The 17,405-nt window shown below is 74.9% G+C and carries 8 protein-coding genes; 1 reads left to right on the top strand and 7 read right to left on the bottom strand.

Annotated features, from left to right (window positions below):
- Window positions 1-94: 94 nt before the first annotated feature.
- Complete coding sequence (locus tag ACIRPP_RS12670; RefSeq protein ID WP_403640947.1) at window positions 95-1,321, bottom strand: arginine deiminase; 1,227 nt, start codon at window positions 1,319-1,321, stop codon at window positions 95-97.
- 29 nt (window positions 1,322-1,350) lie between these two features.
- Entirely contained in the window at window positions 1,351-3,138 is a 1,788-nt protein-coding gene (locus ACIRPP_RS12675; protein ID WP_403640949.1) for an HEXXH motif domain-containing protein, read from the bottom strand.
- A gap of 1,190 nt (window positions 3,139-4,328) precedes the next feature.
- Here ACIRPP_RS12675 and ACIRPP_RS12680 point away from each other — a divergent pair.
- Entirely contained in the window at window positions 4,329-5,624 is a 1,296-nt protein-coding gene (locus ACIRPP_RS12680; RefSeq protein WP_403640951.1) for a cation:proton antiporter, read from the top strand.
- Between the two features lie 77 nt (window positions 5,625-5,701).
- Here the strand turns inward: ACIRPP_RS12680 and fxsT are convergent, their stop codons facing one another.
- The 5 genes from fxsT to ACIRPP_RS12705 form a co-directional block, all read right to left on the bottom strand.
- Complete coding sequence (gene fxsT / locus ACIRPP_RS12685; RefSeq protein WP_403640953.1) at window positions 5,702-10,279, bottom strand: FxSxx-COOH system tetratricopeptide repeat protein; 4,578 nt, start codon at window positions 10,277-10,279, stop codon at window positions 5,702-5,704.
- Window positions 10,280-11,449 carry an AAA family ATPase gene (locus ACIRPP_RS12690; RefSeq protein ID WP_403640956.1) on the bottom strand — a complete coding sequence of 390 codons (1,170 nt, stop codon included), beginning with the start codon at window positions 11,447-11,449 and terminating at the stop codon, window positions 10,280-10,282.
- A complete protein-coding gene (locus tag ACIRPP_RS12695) occupies window positions 11,446-13,002 on the bottom strand; it encodes a hypothetical protein (RefSeq protein ID WP_403640959.1) in 1,557 nt (518 codons plus the stop codon). The genes ACIRPP_RS12690 and ACIRPP_RS12695 overlap by 4 nt, the downstream gene beginning before the upstream one ends.
- Before the next feature lie 364 nt (window positions 13,003-13,366).
- On the bottom strand, window positions 13,367-15,931 hold the full coding sequence (locus tag ACIRPP_RS12700) for a polynucleotide kinase-phosphatase (RefSeq protein ID WP_403640962.1): 2,565 nt from the start codon (window positions 15,929-15,931) through the stop codon (window positions 13,367-13,369).
- Complete coding sequence (locus tag ACIRPP_RS12705; protein WP_403640965.1) at window positions 15,928-17,391, bottom strand: 3' terminal RNA ribose 2'-O-methyltransferase Hen1; 1,464 nt, start codon at window positions 17,389-17,391, stop codon at window positions 15,928-15,930. Before ACIRPP_RS12705 ends, ACIRPP_RS12700 begins: the two co-directional genes overlap by 4 nt.
- Window positions 17,392-17,405 lie beyond the last annotated feature (14 nt).

Below are 17,405 nucleotides of genomic sequence, written 5' to 3' on the forward strand. Positions count from 1 at the left end.
ACGAGCCTTAGAATTTCTATGCGGCCGGGTGGGCGGAGCGGCCCGGCGGGCGGAGCGGCCCGGCAGGCCGAGCGGCCCGGCGGGCGGCCCCGGGTCACGTCACCGCGTCCCGTTCCACCGGGCAGCTCATGCAGCGCGGGCCGCCCCGGCCCCGGCCCAGTTCGCTGCCGGGGATCTCTATCACCTCGATGCCCTGCTTGCGCAGGTGCGTGTTGGTGGTGGCGTTGCGCTCGTAGGCGATCACCACGCCGGGCTCGACGGCCAGCACGTTGCAGCCGTCGTCCCACTGCTCCCGCTCCGCGGCGTGCACGTCCTGGGTGGCGGTCAGCACCCTGATCTCGCTGAGCCCCAGGGCGGCGGCGATCGCCCGGTGCATGTGCTCCGGCGGATGGTCGGTGACCTTCAGCTCCCGGTCCCCCGCGCCCGGCTCGATGGTGTACGACCGCAGCATGCCGAGGCCCGCGTACTGGGTGAAGGTGTCTCCGTCGACCATGGTCATCACCGTGTCGAGGTGCATCACGGCGCGTCTCTTGGGCATGTCCAGGGCCACGATGGTCTCGGCGGAACCGGCGGCGAACAGCTTGTGCGCGAGCATCTCCACGGCCTGCGGGGTGGTCCGCTCGCTCATCCCGATGAGCACCGCCCCGTTGCCGATGACCAGCACGTCCCCGCCCTCGATGGTGGACGGGTAGTCGGCCTGCCCCTCGGACCAGACCCGGAACGTCTCGTCCCGGAACAGCGGGTGGTGCCGGTAGATCGCCTCGAAGTGCACGGTCTCGCGCTGCCGGGCCGGCCACCGCATCGCGTTGATGGCGACGCCGTCGTAGATCCACGCGGAGGTGTCGCGGGTGAAGAGGTGGTTGGGCAGCGGGCCCAGCAGGAAGTCGTCCAGCTCCATGGCGTGGAAGCGCACCGAGACCGGCTCCGGGTGGGTGTCGAGGAACTCCCGCTTGGTCATGCCGCCGACCAGGGCCTCCGCCAGGTCCCGCGAGGGGAGCGTCTCGAACGCGGCCCGCAGGTGGTCGGTGGCCAGCGGCCCGTACTCCTTCTCGTCGAAGACGCGGTCCAGGACGAGGGTGCGGGCCTCGGGGATGTCCAGGGTCCGGGTGAGCAGGTCACCGAAGAGGTGGACGGCGACCCCGCGGTCGCGCAGCACGTCGGCGAACCCGTCGTGCTCGGCGCGCGCCCGGCGCACCCACAGCACGTCGTCGAACAGCAGCTCGTCCTTGTTGCTGGGGGTGAGCCTCTTGAGCTCGAGATCGGGCCGGTGCAGGATCACCCGGCGCAGCCGTCCGGTCTCCGAGGCGACATGGTAGGTCATGCCTCCATCCTGACCACCCGAGCGCCTGTTCACCCCTCTGCGGCGGGGACGTAAATCTGCCCGGCGCGCGGGTGCGGCAGCAGCTCGGGCCGGGCCAGCATCCGGCGGGCGGCCCGGCCGCCGGTCAGGGCGGCCCGGGCGACGATCCATCCGGCCAGCAGCCCCGGACCGCCGGGCTCCCGGTCCAGTGCGGCCGTGTAGCCGTCGAACGCGGCGGCCGGATCGCCCGCGGCCAGGTGCTCGTCGGGGGTACGGGGAGACGCCGGGCGGGTGGCGAAGGCGTGGGTGCGCACGTCGGACCAGGCCGTCCGGTCGGCGCGGAACCGGAGCGGTCCGGCGGCCACGGATGCCGGCGCACCGGTGGGCGGGGCGACGTTGCGCAGCCGCCACTCGGTGCGGTGCAGGACGGCGGCGGTGCGGGCGCGGGCCCGGGCGGCGGCGTCCACCGGCTCGCGCAGCCAGCCGTCCAGGGTGCGGGCCAGCCCGGACACCAGCCCGTGACCGGCGTCGGTGAGCCGCCCGCTGGTCAGGAGGGTGCGGACCACCAGCCGGGTCTGCGTGCGGCGCAGGGCGAAGTGGTAGGCGGCGGCCGGACCGTGGTCGGGGTGCGCGAGCCGGTCCCGCCAGAATCCGGCCACGCCCGTGAAGGCGTACGCGCCGTGCAGCAGGCCGGTGAGGTGGCGGGGGTCGGGGCGCCAGGGGGCGTAGTAGCGCTCGGTGCGGTCGTCGTCGGCGAGCGGGAAGAGGTGGATCAGGGCGGCCAGCTTGCTGTGCTGGAACTCGTGGACCAGCGTCTCGGCGAGCGCGAGCGCCCCGGCGGGACGGGCGACGACCATGGCCCCGTAGGCGTCGCCGCTCGACGCGGAGACCCGCACGTCGGTCGGGGGCGGCGGCTGGGCGGCGGTCCTCCCCCACGGCACCAGCGCCTTGATGCGGGCGGGGTCGAGCCGGCCGGGCAGCCGGGTGCGCGGGGTGCGCGGTCCGGCGTCGCCCGCCGTCCCGGCGCCGTCCGCCGCGGGGCCGGGCCGCGGGTCGGCCAGGAGCGCCGTGGCCCCGTCGAACAGCCGCTGCCAGGCCAGGGCCTCGTCGGGGTCCAGCCGGGCGGGCGGTACGGGGTTGTCGAGGTCGCGGTAGGGGTCCAGGTCCTCGAGCGGGATCGGCACCGGCCCGGCGGCGGACGCACAGGTCAGGGTGCGCAGCGGTGACCAGTGCGGGGTCTCGGCGCTCACGGCGGCACCGACCGGCTCCGGGGCGGGGCGGCAGACCAGGGTGGCCCGGCGGCCCGCCCGGTCGGGCCCGGTGAGGGTGAGTTCCCCCGCCCGGGTGCCGGCCCGCCCCGTCGCCGGACCGTCGGCCCCGTCCGGCAGCCGTGCCGTGCCGAGTCCGGGCAGCGGGAGCGCGCCGTCGGTGAGCGGGACCCGCAGCACCGTCTCCGTGCCCGCCCGCAGCGAGGCGACGACGGCGAGGGCGTTCAGCCGGCCCGCCTCCGCCCACAGCGGGGGGCCGCTCGCGGTGCCGTGCACCCTGCGCAGCATGTGGGCGATCCACGTCCCGGTGGTCGGCGCCAGCAGCAGCGCCTCGACCGGCTCCGGGGCGCGCCGGGCGGCCTCCTTCAGCACCCGCCACGCCTCGGCGGCCGGGGTCAGGGGGGTGGGCAGGGCGACGAGATGGTCCAGCAGGGTGCGCAGGAGCAGCAGGCGACGGGCGCGTTCGCCCTGTTCGAGGAAGGCCACGGCCTCCGCGGAGCCCCCGCCGGCGGCCAGTTCCGCGAAGAGCCGTTCGGGCATGCGGAAGGGGGCGGTGCGCTGCTCGGTCATTCCCGTGGACCTCCGGTCGGTGGGCGGGCATGCGGAAGCCCGGCGGTGCGCACCTCCTCACGGGGTGCGGCGCCGGGTCTGCGGGGCCGGGCTATTCGGCCCTGGCGCCCTGACCGCCACCGGACTCGCCGCCGCCCCTGATGCCCCCGCGCGAGCGCAGGACCTCGGAGAGCAGGCGGGTACCGGGGCGAAGGGGGGCCAGGCCGTCCACGGCGGTCAAGGGCCAAGCCGCGAGATCCACCAGGTCCGACTCCCGCACGGGAACTCCCCCCGCGAGGGCCGGCTCCCGGACGGCTGCTTCGGCGTTGCGCTGAGCGGGCGGCTGTTGCAAGGTGCGTCCCCCTTCTCGCACGGTGGCACGCGATGCCCCGTGTCTCAATCCATCATGGCCATTCTGTCCCCCATCGAAAACCGTACGATCACGCCAACTGATCATCGATTGCCGGGGAAATGGCGCCCGACCGCCCCGAACTCCGATGGAGCGCGCCGGTGTTCGCGCCCGCGTCCGCCGGGTGCGCCGTCGGCCGGAAGGCGCCCGGCGGCGCCGGCCGCGCCCCGCGGCGGTGGCGTGCGGGGCGGGTGGGAGAGCCGACGGCGGCCGCGTCCGGCCGGGTGCGACGCGACGGGTCCGAGGTGCGGCGGAGGGCGGAAACGCCTCGCGGCGCGGCCCTCGCTCCGCACCCGCCAACTGCGGGTTCACCGGCGGGGCGGACCGGGTCCGGCCACGCGGTCCCCCGGCGGGCCGGGCCCGCGGACGACGCGATCTCCGCGCCCCCGGCCGGACACCGGTGCCCGGCAGGGGGCAGGAGAGGACGGCACTCTCCCGTGTGGGAGGCGGGGCGCTCCCGTACGGCCGGAAACCGTCCCTCCGGATCGCCGGCCGGCCGTGCGCGGGCGCCGCGCTCGCCCCGGACCGGCGCACGACCCGCGTGCGGGCGCACGGGAGGCGCACGGCGGCACCGACGGCGGCCGGACGCGGCACGGGAGGGCGCCCCGCCCGGCCGGTGCCCCGGCTCCCGCCCCCGGACCGGGCACCCGTGTCGCCGGATGCGCCGCCCATCCGGGTGCACCGAAGCCCGATGTGTCGTCAAACTGCCTATATTCTGCGCTAGTTGGCCTCAAACACGCATACGAGGCAGCCGTGCCGGCGGCCGGTCGGCCGTGCGGACCGTCGGACCACAGGGGGATGCATGCGTGCCGACGCGCTGATCGCGCACTTCGTGGGGGCCTCGGCCCTCGTCCTGGTGGCCGCGCACGCGGCGGGCTGGGCCGCCCGGCGGCTCGGCCAGCCGTACATCGTCGGCCAGTTGGCGGCGGGCATCGCGCTCGGGCCGTCCCTCCTCGGCCAGGCGGCCCCCGGCACCTACCGGGCGCTGTTCCCCGAGGGGATCACCACCGCGCTCACCGGGTTCGCCCAGTTCGCTCTGGTGGTCTTCCTGTTCGCGGTGGGCTACGAACTGGACGTGCGTGTGCTCGGCGGCCGGGCCCGGGTCACCGTCGCGGTCGCGCTGGCCTCGTTCATGGTGCCGATGGCCGTGGGCTGCGGCGCGGCCCTGCTGTTCCGGGACCGGCTGCACGCGCTCGGCATGCCGCGCGACCTCTCCCCGGCCATGGTGCTGTTCGCCGGGATCGCCCTGTCGATAACGGCCGTTCCGGTGCTGACCGCCGTCGTGCGGGAGAACGGACTGGCCGGCACGGTGCCCGGCGTGGTGGCCGTCTCGGCGGCCGGCCTGCTCGACGTGGTCTGCTGGACGGTGCTGGCCGGCACCATGATGGACGACGACGGTCACGCGCTCGGCCTGCCCTGGCGGGCCGCGCCGGCGTTCGCCTTCGTCGCCGTGATGACCCTCGCGGCCCGGCCGGTGCTGCGCCGGCTGCTGTGGCGCACCGGCGTGGACCCCTCGCTGCGTCTCGCGCTGCTCATCGGCTTCGCCCTCGGGTCCGCCTGGGTGACGCACTCCCTGGGACTGCACGTCATCTTCGGCGCGCTGCTCGCGGGTGTGGTGACGCCCCGGGAACCGGGCGGCACCCTCGACCCCGGCCTGGTGCGGCCCCTGCACGAGGTGGGTTCGCTGCTGCTGCCGTTCTTCTTCGTCGTCTCGGGCCGCTCCGTCACCCTGGACGGCATGGACGCCGCCGGCTGGGCCGCCGTGCTGGTGGTGACGGTCCTCGCGATGGTCACCAAGGTCGGCAGCGGCACGCTCACCGCCCGGCTCGGCGGTCTCGGCCGCGACGACGCCCGTACCGTCGGCGTGCTGCTGAGCGCCCGGGGGCTGACCGAGCTGATCGCGCTGGATGCGGGGCTGCGGGCGGGCCTGCTGAGCGGACCGCTGTACAGCGTGCTGGTGTTCATGGCCCTGATCACCACGCTGCTGACCCAGCCGCTCCTCGGCCTGGTCCGGCGTCCGGCCGGGCCGGCCGTCGACACCCCGGCCGCCCCCGGGAAGCGGAAGGGGACCCCGGCCCGCACGGCGGACCCGGGCTGACGGGTCGCGGGTGCGGGGCGTGCCCGGCGGGTGGCACACGGTGCCAGGCACGCCCCCGCCCCGAGGGATCCTGCGTCCTACAGCGGCATCGGGGCCAGGTCGCACTCGATGCGGCGCTTGATCTGCGCGGCGGTCAGCCAGGGGTGGTCGGCCCGCACCACCCGGTTGAAGCCCTCGACCGCCTTGCGCTGCGCCTCGTCCGCCTCCGCGCCCCGGCCCAGTCCCCGCAGGTCCAGGGAGAGGTTGGCCAGGCAGGACAGGGTCAGCGGGTGGTCCTCGCCGGCGACCTCCGCGAGCAGCGGCAGGTTGGCCTCGTCGATGGCGTGCGCGCGCTCGAAGTCGAGTTGCGCGTACGCCGTGTTGGCCTGCCCGATGGCCGCGGTCCGGGTGATCACGTGCAGATCGCCCAGGGTCGCGGACAGCCGGTGGACGGTGTCCTCCTCCACCTCGTGCGCGGCGTCCAGCCGGGGGATCGCCCGCAGGGTGGCGGCCAGGTTGACCCGCGTCAGCAAGGTGTAGGCGTGGTTCTCGCCGAGCAGCGCCGCGTACCGGCCGGCGGTGTCCTCGCCCAGCGCGCGGGACTGCTCGTGGTCGCCGCCCAGCCGCAGGTCGACGGAGAGGTTGATGGCCGTCGCGAGCGAGTCGGCGTGCCCCGCCCCGTACCGGGCCACGAAGCGCCGCAGGGTCTCCTCGGAGAGCTTGGCCGCCTCGTCGAGCGCCCCGTCCCGGCGGCGGCAGACACCCAGGTTGCGGGCCACGCGCAGGGTGAGCGGGTGCTCCTCGCCCATCGCGGCACGGGACCGCCGGTAGACGTCCTCCAGGAACTCGCGGGCGCCCGGGTAGTCGCCGCTCTCCCGCATGTCGATGGCGAGGCCGTTGAGGCTGTTGAGGGTGAAGAAGCTGGTCGGCCCGAACATCATCTCGCGCTGGCGGGCGTTCTCCTCGTCCAGGGGCAGGGCCTCCCGGAACTGTCCGCACAGGCGCAGGTCGACGCCCCAGCTGTGGGTGGCCCGCAGGGCGACCGGGTCCTCCGGCCCGAACAGCGACCGGGCCTGCTCGGTCGCCTCCTGCCCGAGGTCCCGGGCCTCCTCGAACCGTCCCTGGTAGCGGCGGGCGTCGGCCATCTCGCACAGGGAGTCGATGAGTTCCTCCGACCCGAACTGCACCCGCCGCGAGACCTCCAGGGCCTTCTCGGTGAGCGGGATGGACTCCTCGATCTGGCCGATCTGGCGGAGCGTGAAGGCGAAGCTCTTCGCCATGCGGATGACGTGGGTGTCCTCCTCCCCCGAGGTCGCCAGCCACGCCTCCCACGCCTGCCGGCCGAGCCGGGCCGCGCCCTCGTGGTCGCCCCAGTAGTAGAGGAACAGCACGGTGTCGTAGACCAGCGTGCGGACATAGGTGTCGGTGCTGGTCACCGCCTCGGAGGAGAGGATGTGCGGCAGCAGCGCCTGGTAGGCGCGCCATTCGGTGGCCGATCCGTAAGGGCCCGGCTTGGCCGCCGACAGCAGCTGGTGGGCCGCGTCCCGCATGCGCTCGCGTTCCTCCTCGGACAGCTTGGCGAGGAGCACGGTCTGGAGCAGGCGGTGCATCTGCAGGGTGTCGGTCCGCGGGTCCACCTTCACCAGCGAGAACTGGCTGAGGTCCCGCACCGCCCGGTTGAGTTTGATCGACTCCCGCAGCAGGGGGTCGATCTCCGGGGTGATGTTGATGCCCCGGCTGCCGCGCAGCATGGACCGCGGGATGGGCTCCGGGGCCATGCTGGCGCAGATGTCGAGGAGCTGGCGGGCACCGATGTTGTTCTCCCGGATCCGTTCCAGGGAGATGTCCCAGGCGGCGGCGACGGAGACCGGGTAGTCGGGGGCCGGGTCCAGGTCAAGGACGTCCGGGCTGCGCTGGGCCAGCAGGTCGAGGTAGTCGTCGACGAGCATGCCGGTGACCGCGCGCCAGGCGCCCGCCTGCTCCACGGCGAGCGGCAGGTCGCCGAGCGCCTCGGCCAGCCGGTCGGCGTCCTCCACCGACAGGTCGGGCGAGCGCCGCTGGAGCAGTTCGACGGACTCCTCGCGCTGGAACACGTTGACCGGCAGGGGGGTCGCCACCCGCTCCCAGGCCCGGTTCCGGGAGGTGACGATGACCTTGCCGGGGCCGTTGGTCGGGAAGAACTTGCGTACCGCGTCGACGTCCTCGGCGTTGTCGAAGACGAGCAGCCAGTTGTCGTACGGGCGGCCGACGCGCAGCGCCTCCAGCACGGCGGGGACGGCGGTGTTGGCGGTGGAGGCGCCCGGGCTGTCCTGGCCCGCGGTGACGCCCAGCCGGGCCGCCAGCGAGGACAGCGCGGCCAGGATGAGGCTCTCGCGCTCCGCCGGGATCCAGCAGATCACCCGGTAGTCGTACTGGTGGGTGTAGATGTACTCCAACGCCAGCTGGGACTTGCCGACGCCGCCGAGGCCGTGCAGGGCGTGCGGCAGCACCGCCGCGGTGTCCTGGGCGCCGAGCTGGTCCTCCACGGCCCTCAGCAGCGCCTGGCGGCCGACGAACGAGGTGTTCCTGAGCGGAACGTTCACCATGAGGGCCGGCGTTGCGGTCGTGGTGCTCTGCATGAGCGGCTCAGCCTCCGGGGCTTCGTGTTGGGTCTCGGTCACCGGGCTCGGCACGGGCCCTCCGGGGCGGTCCGGGGGGTCCGACGCTGGAGTCGTCCCGTCCTGATCGTCGCGGAAGACGTCCCCGTCCGGGTGGTCCACCTCACCGGGGGAGGCTCCGGACACGCCGGGGTCCACCCGTTCGGGTGCATCCGGCAGGAGCCGGGAGGGGTCCGGTTCGATGCGGCGGGCCCGTTCGGAGTAGGGGCCCGACAGGGCGCGCATCACGGCGAGTTCGCTGCGCATCCAGCCGCGCTCGGCCGGGTCGGGCAGCACGGCGCCGGCCGGGTCGCGCAGGGCGGCGCGCAGCGCCACTCCCCTTGCGCCGGCCGCCGGGAGGTCCCCCACCAGGGCGACGGTGCGGGCGAGTTGGGAGCGGGTGGTGGCGGCCAGCAGGGCCTCCCGGACGCCGTCGGCGAACTCGGGGCGGCCCTCGCCGCCGCCGTCCCAGTCGATCAGCCCGCCCATGAGGATCTCGGCGAGGTGGTCCGGCCCGGTCTCCGGCATGACCCGGCGCCGCAGCTGCTCCACGAGGTCGAACTCGAAGGGGATGGCCGCGAGTTGAGTGGCGAGGCGGCGGGCCGCGGGGGTGGCGAGGGTGAAGAAGCGGCGTACGGCGGCGGCCGCGGCGCGCGGGAAGCGGGGGGCGCGCAGACCGGGAGCCGGGGCGCCCTTGGTGAGCGTGCCGGCGAGGACCACGGGCAGGGAGCGGCGCACGCCGCGCTCGCCGGTGACGAGGTCGGCCCAGGTGGCGACGGAGCCGGGTTTGAGGGAGAGCACCGGCACCGGCAGGGAGTCGTCCCCGGCCTCGGGCAGGGGCCGCATGGGGTCGGGGCCGCCGGGCGGCGCCCAGTGGCCGAGGGCGTCGTTGGACGCGCCGAAGCCGCCGGCCTCCAGGACCGCCGGGTGCGGGTAGAGGGAGGTGCGGTGCCGCAGGTGGGGCGGCAGGAGGTGGACCAGCGCCGTGGGCCCGGAGCGGCCGAGCCGGCCGAGGAGGGAGTCGGCGGCGGTGGCGGCCCAGCCGTGGGCGAGGCCGTCGGTGACGACGAGGAAGACCCGGCCGCCGCGTCCGTCGAGGAGTTCGGCCGGGTCGGCCGGGCCGCCGCCGGTCCCGCGCAGTACGGCGGTGCCGGTGCGCGGGAGGGCGACGCGGAGGGTGCGGACGTTGCGGAAGGCCCCGCTGTGTTCGGCGGCCCGGGAGAGCCGGGTGACCGTCTCCTCCCAGATCCGCATGGTGGGCGCGTCGTCGGCGAGCAGCACCAGGTCGAAGGCGGCGGTGCGGGCGGGCCGCAGGAACGGCAGCCACATCCCGTCGGCGAGGCCCTGTTCGGCGGTGGTCTCCTCGTCGAGTTCGTGGGTGTCGCGGGAGGGCACGTGGCGGGCGAGCTGGTGCAGGGCGCGGGCGAGCAGGGCGGTGCGGCGGCCGGGGCCGTGCTGCGGGAGGTTGGCGTCGGACAGCAGCGGGGCGCCGACGTGGAGCGTGGTGGTGCCCTCAGGGTGGGGTAACAAGCCGCCCTCGGCGGGCAGCGGGGCGGTCCCGGCGGCGCGGCCGGCCGGCGGCGGGCGGCGCGGGGTGCCGGGACTGTCGAAGGGCATCCCGCCGGTGAGGACGGCGGGGTCCGGCAGCACGGTCCGGGGCCGGAAATCGGCTGGATCCGCACCCTGCGGGGACTGTGCGGGGCCCGGGTCGGGCTGTGCCGGGCCGGTGCGGGCGGTGGCCGTCGCGGGGCCGGCGGCCGGTACGGCGACGGGGGCGCGCCCGGTGCCCGGTCCGCCGTGGTGGTGCCAGTACGCGGCGAGCCACACCGCGTCCGCGACCTCCTGCCAGTGCGGCGCCTCGACCGCTCCGTCGGCCCCGTCACGGCCGGCAACGGATGCCGGTGGGGCCGGGGAGAGGGATGCGCCGTCCTCGGGCTGCTCCTCGCCGTCCTCGGGGAACGCCGAACCGGGCCACGGCCTCGGCACAGGCCCGCCGTCGCCGGATCCGGATGCGCGCTCCCTGGGAAAGCCGTGGTCCATTCAGCGGCCCTTCGCGAGGTCGCGGAGGAGCATTTCGACGAGCTTACGCCCGCTGCCGTCGACCTGGAAACCACCCGTGGTGGTGATCTGGACAGCGTTGAGCAACTGGTCCAGGGAGTGCGTGCCGCCGGCCTCCACCCGCTGGAGGAACAGGTCCACCAGGTCCTCGGCACCGGCCGGACGTTCCCCCAGGTGCCGCCTGACCATGGCGAGCAGCTGCTCCCGGGTGGGGGTGCGCAGCTCCAGCGGCAGGCAGCGCCTGCGGAACGCGGCGGGGAACTCGCGTTCCCCGTTGCTGGTGATCACCACGACGGGGAACTCCCGGCACTCGACCCGCCCTCGCCGCACCACGGCGCGGACGCCGGGGTCACTGGTGTGGACCCGCGCGGTCTCGGCGGCGTCGCGGACCAGCTCCGGGACGTCATAGCTTCCGTTCTCCAGGACGTGCAACAGGTCGTTCGGCAGGTCGATGTCGCTCTTGTCGAGTTCGTCGACGAGCAGCACCCGGGGTCGATCGTAGGGCAGCAGAGCCGTCCCCAGGGGCCCAAGCGTGACGAAATCACCGAGCAGCGGCGCGAGTTGACGGCCGTTCGAGTCCTCGCCGGGCTCCGCTGCCGCCGGGTCCGCGGCCGGCGCGGGGTCCGGTGCGTCGCGCAGGCCCGCCTGCCAGGCGGCGATGGCCTGGGCCCGCCCCATGGCGTCGTGGTGATAGAGCCCGTCCTTGAGGGAGGTGCGGCTGACGATGTTCCACTCCAGCACCCGCCCCAGCCCCAGTTCCCGGGCGATCAGGTACGCGAGCGTCGACTTGCCGATACCGGGCGGGCCGGTGATCAGCAGCGGACGGCGCAGCACCAGCGCGGCGTTCACGGTGTCGATCTCGTCGGGGCCGAGCTGGGGGGTCGGCTCCCCCGGGCCGAGGCGGCGCAGGGCGGCCTGCGGGTCGTCCCGCGCCTCGGGCTGGGCCGGTTCACCGCCGAACCGGCGCCAGGGCGGCGCCTCGGGCAGCCCGGGCGCGACGTCGGGGGCGCGGCCGGTGGCGTGGAAGACCCGCCAGTCGCCGGCGGCCCGGTCCGTGCCGTCCGGCGCCGTGCCGTCCGGACGGCCGGTCCCCTCCTCGGCCGGCTGTGGGCGCGTCCGCTCCGCGGGCGCCTGCTCGTCCTGCGCGGTCATGCCGGTGCCTCCTCGTTGGCCAGGTCGCCGTCGTCGGTGTGGATGTCGACCAACCGCGTAGGATCGTCCCAGAAAAAGGCGATATGGCGCCCCAGGAGATCAGGACTCTGCGCGGGGTCCACGGCCTTCCTGCGCAGCCGGTGGATCGCCATGGGGATCTGGGCCGCGACCGGCACCGAGGCGAAGACGGCGGTGACGACCTCCCGCCGCTCCTCCACGAACACCCCCCGGCGGTCCCATATGGCCAGCGCGATGCCCTCGGCGATGGCTGCCTTGAGCGCCTCCAGTGCGGGCGTGTCGGCGGGGGCGTCGAGGACCACGGCGGTGCGCGCCGACTCCCCCGCGAGGGTGGTCTGCCAGGCGTCGAGCCGCTGGGCGTCGTCGCCGGTCCAGCCGTGCACCGTGACGCCCTGCTGCCGCAGCACGCGCCAGCGCTCCTGCCACTGCCGGCGGACCAGCCGGTCGTCGGTGCGCATCCGTTCCAGACTGCGCAGGTGCACGGCGTACCGCAGGCCCAACGGCAGGGGGCGGCCGTGGCCGAGGGTGAACCTCAGCCCGGCCACGTCGTGGTTGAGCAGGTCGTAGGGGAGGACGAACTCGATGTAGGTGGGCGGCTGTTCATGGCCGCCGGAGCCCGGTCCGGGCGGGACGGGCCAGAGCCGGGCCCCCTGCCGCAGGGCCTGTTCGACGGCCTCGCCGAGACGGTCCAGGGAGGTGGTGGCGGGCTCGCCGGGCTGCGGGTCCCAGTGGCCCGGCACGCTGTTGAGCCAGGGGCGGACGGCGATGTCGCCGGAGCCGTCGCGGGCGGGCTCCACGGCGACGATGAGACAGCAGGGGATGTCGGGGTCGGGGGCCGCCCGGGCGCGGGCGGTGCGGCGCCGGGTCACCGCCCCGGTGAGGGCGGCGCGCTGCGCCCAGCCGTCGACCCACTTGGTGAGGGCGCCGCGGTGCCCCGGCAGGGCGGCGAGCGAGGCCGCCGCGTCGACCAGGAGCACCGCGGGGGGTAAGCCGTCCGGCTGCGCGTTCCACTCCAGGACGTGGCCGAAGAGCTGCTCCGGGGTGAGGCCCGGCGGCAGGTAGAGGCCGTTGAGCTCGTCGGCGAGCAGGTCCCGCAGCCGGCCCGGGGACACCTCGCCCTCGGCGTCGGCCAGCAGGCCGCGCGCGGTGCCGGTGTCGTGGCCGGAGAGCGGGCCGGGCAGGCTCTCGGGAGCCGGGGACGGGGGTGCGGCGGGCGCGAGCAGCGCGCGCATCTCCTCGGCGGGCGCGCTTCCCTCGAAGAGCTCGACCACGCGCACCAGTACGTGTTCGCCGCCGCCCACGTTCAGCGCGGTGCGCACCACGGTGATGACGTCCTCGCGGAGCCGGATCCCGCGGACGTCGACGGTGCGGCCGAGGTGTTCGCCGAGCACCGTCGCGAACTGGGCGCGGCCCTGGGCGTCCTCCATGCAGCTCAGCTCGCACAGCACAGCGGTGAGTCGGAACATCAGTTCCAGACTGGTGGCGCGCTGCCCGTCCGCACCGGCGGCCTCGCCGGAACCCACTCCGTTCTCCACCGACTGTCCCCCATGAGTCGGTACGCCTGCCTGACCGGCCTGCGAAGTTAGCACGGCAACTGACGGTTCACCAGGGACGCGTGGGGTGCCCGGCCGGGGGATCCGGCCGCGTGTCGCCCATACGGGCCCACTCGGCCGGATTCCCCACACGAGGCCGGTGCGGCCTGTGCTAGGGCCTCTCGTTTGGATCATGCCGGGCTCGCGGGCCCCGGCACCGCGCCGCGCCGCGTTGCCGTCGGTTGTCAGGGCTCCGCCCTGCCGCCCTCCTCCGCCTTGCGAGCCGCCCCCACTGCCTGAACGGCGTGGGAGGTACCCCCATCACCGGACCCCGCTCCCTGATCCGGCCTGATCCGAACGAAAGACCCTAAAGCCGCGGGTCCACCGGCTCGGACTCCAGGGCGAGCACCCCGAAAACCGCCTCGTGCACCCGCCACAGCGGCTCGCCCTCGGCGAGCCGGTCCAGGGCCTCCAGGCCGAGCGCGTACTCCCGGACCGCGAGGGACCGCTTGTGGTTGAGGAACCGGCCGCGCAGGCGTGCCAGGTTCTCCGGCCGGGTGTACTCGGGGCCGTAGATGATGCGCAGGTACTCGCGGCCCCGGCACTTGATGCCGGGATGCACCAGCCGGCCCTCGGGTCCGCGGACCAGGGCGCCGACCGGCTTGACGACCATGCCCTCGCCGCCGCGTCCGGTCATCTCCAGCCACCAGTCGACGCCCGCCCGCACCGACTCCGGGTCGCCGGTGTCGACGTACAGCCGCCGGGTGGTGTGCAGCAGACCGGTGGCGTCGTGCTCCACCAGCAGGTCGATCAGGGCGAGCTGCTCGTCGTGGGGCAGCGCGGCGAGACTGCGGCCCTGCACGGCCAGCAGCTGGAACGGCGCGAGGCGCACCCCGTCGAGGCCGTCGGTGGTCCAGCAGTAGCGCCGGTAGGCGCGGGTGAACGCGTCGGCGGCCTCGGCCCGTTCGCGCTGGCGGCCCAGCAGGTCCGTCACGTCGACCCCGCGGGCCGCGGCGCCCTCCAGCGCCGTCAGGGCGCCGGGGAACACCGCGCCGGAGGCCGCGCCGACCGCCGCGTACTGGGACCGCAGCAGCCCGGACGCCTTCAGCGACCAGGGCATCAGCTCGGCGTCCAGCAGCAGCCAGTCCGTCTCCAGCCGCTCCCACAGCCCGGCCCCGGTGACCGCGGCGCGCAGCCGGCCGAGGATCTCCTCGGTGACGGCGGCGTCGTCGAAGAACGGCCGTCCGGTGCGGGTGTACAGGGAGCCGGTGGGGCCGTCGGCGCCGAACCGGGCGCGGGCGGTGTCCGCGTCCCGGCACACCAGGGCGACGGCGCGCGAGCCCATGTGCTTCTCCTCGCACACCACCCGGGCGACGCCGTCCTGGTGGTACTGGGCGAACGCCTCCTCGGGGTGCTCCAGGTAGCCCTCCAGCCGCGAGGTGGCCGTGGGGGCCATGGTGGGCGGCAGGTAGGGCAGCAGGCGCGGGTCGATCGCGAACCGGCTCATGACCTCCAGGGCCGCCGCCGCGTTCTCCTCGCGCACCGACACCCGGCCGGCGTGCCGGGTCTCGACGACGCGCCGGCCGTGCACGTCGGCGAGGTCCAGCGGGCGGCCGTCCTGGCCGCCGGGGGCTTCCGTGCGCAGCGGGCGGGCCGGCTCGTACCAGACCCGCTCGGCCGGTACGTCGACCAGTTCCCGCTCCGGCCAGCGCAGCGCGGTCAGCTTGCCGCCGAACACGGCGCCGGTGTCCAGGCAGATCGTGTTGTTGAGCCAGGTGGCCTCCGGGACGGGCGTGTGGCCGTAGACGACGGCGGCCCGGCCGCGGTAGTCCTCGGCCCACGGGTAGCGCACGGGCAGGCCGAACTCGTCGGTCTCGCCGGTGGTGTCGCCGTACAGGGCGTGGCTGCGGACCCGGCCGGAGGTGCGGCCGTGGTACTTCTCGGGCAGGCCGGCGTGGCAGACCACCAGCCGGCCGCCGTCGAGGACGTAGTGGCTGACGAGCCCGTCGATGAACTCCCGCACCTCGGCGCGGAACTCCTCGCTCTCGCCGTCCATCTGCTCGATGGTCTCGGCGAGTCCGTGGGTGTGCTGCACCTTGCGGCCCTTGAGGTACCGGCCGAACTTGTTCTCGTGGTTGCCGGGCACGCACAGCGCGTCGCCCGACCGGACCATGGCCATCACCCGCCGCAGCACGCCGGGGCTGTCCGGGCCGCGGTCGACGAGGTCGCCGACGAACACGGCGGTGCGGCCCTCGGGGTGCACGCCGTCGGTGTAGCCCAGCTTGCCGAGCAGGGCGTCCAGTTCGGCGGAGCAGCCGTGGATGTCGCCGATGACGTCGAAGGGGCCGGTGAGGTGGGTCAGGTCGTTGAACCGCTTCTCGGTGACGACGGTGGCCTGCTCCACCTCCTCCACGCCGCGCAGCACGTGCACCTTGCGGAAGCCCTCGCGCTCCAGGTGGCGCAGCGACCGGCGCAGTTCGCGGGTGTGCCGGCGGATGACCCGGCGGGGCATGTCGGCGCGGTCGGTGCGGGCCGCGTTGCGCTCGGCGCACACCTCCTCGGGTACGTCGAGCACGATGGCTATGGGCAGTACGTCGTGCCGCTTGGCCAGCTCGATGAGCTGCTTGCGGGACTCCTGCTGGACGCTGGTGGCGTCGACGACGGTGCGGCGGCCGGCGGCCAGCCGCTTGCCGGCGATGTAGTGCAGCACGTCGAAGGCGTCGCGGCTGGCGCTCTGGTCGTTCTCGTCGTCGGCGACGAGCCCGCGGCAGAAGTCGGAGGAGAGGATCTCGGTCGGCCTGAAGTGGCGCCGGGCGAAGGTGGACTTGCCGGAGCCGGAGGCGCCGACGAGCACCACCAGGGAGAGGTCGGTGACGGGCAGGACGCGGCCGTCGGCACGCGCGGCGGTGGTCCCGGGTGTCGCGGTGGTCATGCGGCTTTCGCCTCCTTCTCGGTGCCGGTGGTGAACACGGCCATCTGGGTGGGTGGTCCGACCTCGGGGTCGTCGGGGCCTACGGGCACGAACTCCACGTCGTAGCCGTGCCGTCCGGCCACCTCGGCGGCCCAGGCGCGGAACTCCGCGCGGGTCCACTCGAAGCGGTGGTCGCCGTGCCGGACGTGGCCGGCCGGCAGGGTCTCCCAGCGCACGTTGTACTCGACGTTCGGCGTCGTGACGAGGACGGTGCGGGGGCGGGCCGCACCGAACACGGCGTACTCCAGGGCGGACAGCCGGGGCAGGTCGACGTGCTCGATCACCTCACTCAGCACGGCCGCGTCGTACCCCTTGAGCCGGCGGTCGGTGTAGGCGAGCGAGCCCTGCAGGAGCTTCACCCGGGCCGCCTGCCGCTCCCCCATGCGGTCCAGTTTCAGCCGCCGGGACGCGATGGTCAGGGCGCGCATCGACACGTCGACGCCGACGATCTCGGTGTACGCCGGGTCGCGGAGCAGTTCCTGCACCAACTGGCCCTGGCCGCAGCCGAGGTCGAGCACCCGGGCGGCTCCGGCGGCGCGCAGCGCGGTGAGGATCGCCTCCCGGCGCCGCACGGCGAGCGGAGTCGGCTTCTCCTCGGTCGCGCTCTCGTCGGCGACCGCGTTGTCGATGTCCTGGACGTCGCTGTCGTCGGCCTCCGCGAGCCGCACCAGTTCCAGGCGTTCGAGCGCCTGCCGGGTCAGCGACCAGCGGCGGGTGAGGTAGCGGCTGGTGATCAGGCGCTGCTCCGGGTGGCGGGGCAGCCAGCCCTCGCCGACGCGCAGCAGCTTGTCCACCTCGTCGGGGGCGACCCAGTAGTGCTTGGCGTCGTCGAGGACCGGCAGCAGCACGTAGAGGTGGCGCAGGGCCTCGGCGAGGGTGAGCGTCTCCGACTCCAGGACGAGCCGCACGTACCGGGAATCGCCCCACTCGGGGAACTCCGTGTCCAGCGCGACCGGGTCGGCCGTGACCGTCCAGCCGAGCGGCTCGAAGAGCCGGTGGACGAGCGCGGGGCCACCGCGGGCGGGCAGGGCCGGCACCTCGACGCGCAGCGGACGCGGCAGGCCGGGCTGTTCGGGGCGGGCGTTGCACACCCCGCGCAGGGCGCTGGAGAAGACGTTGCCCAGGGCCACCGCGAGCAGCGAGGAGGCCGCGTAGGGGCGGTCGTTGACGTACTGGGCGAGGGCGGCGTCGGGTGCGCCGCCGCGGCCCTTGCCCTTGCCCCGGCGGACCAGGGCCACCGTGTCCACCTCGAGCAGCAGCGCCACCGTGCAGCGTTCCTCGTCGGCCTCGGGGTAGAAGACGTGCGCCCGCCCGCAGGAGGTGGAGAACGACTGCGCCTTGTCGGGATGCTTGTGCAGCAGGAAACCGAGGTCGGTCGCGGGGCGCTCGGGAACGCCGGTGGTGCTGATCGTCAGGAACACGGTGGGTACCCCTC

It is taken from the genome of Streptomyces sp. NPDC101219 (assembly GCF_044767675.1).
Taxonomy (GTDB): Bacteria; Actinomycetota; Actinomycetes; order Streptomycetales; family Streptomycetaceae; genus Streptomyces.

Excerpts from the sequence above, each read along its gene's own strand:
- ACIRPP_RS12670 (WP_403640947.1), bottom strand. The coding sequence starts at position 1,321 with ATGACCTACCATGTCGCCTCGGAGACCGGACGGCTGCGCCGGGTGATC.
- ACIRPP_RS12675 (WP_403640949.1), bottom strand. The coding sequence starts at position 3,138 with ATGACCGAGCAGCGCACCGCCCCCTTCCGCATGCCCGAACGGCTCTTC.
- ACIRPP_RS12680 (WP_403640951.1), top strand. The coding sequence starts at position 4,329 with ATGCGTGCCGACGCGCTGATCGCGCACTTCGTGGGGGCCTCGGCCCTC.
- fxsT (WP_403640953.1), bottom strand. The coding sequence starts at position 10,279 with ATGGACCACGGCTTTCCCAGGGAGCGCGCATCCGGATCCGGCGACGGC.
- ACIRPP_RS12690 (WP_403640956.1), bottom strand. The coding sequence starts at position 11,449 with ATGACCGCGCAGGACGAGCAGGCGCCCGCGGAGCGGACGCGCCCACAG.
- ACIRPP_RS12700 (WP_403640962.1), bottom strand. The coding sequence starts at position 15,931 with ATGACCACCGCGACACCCGGGACCACCGCCGCGCGTGCCGACGGCCGC.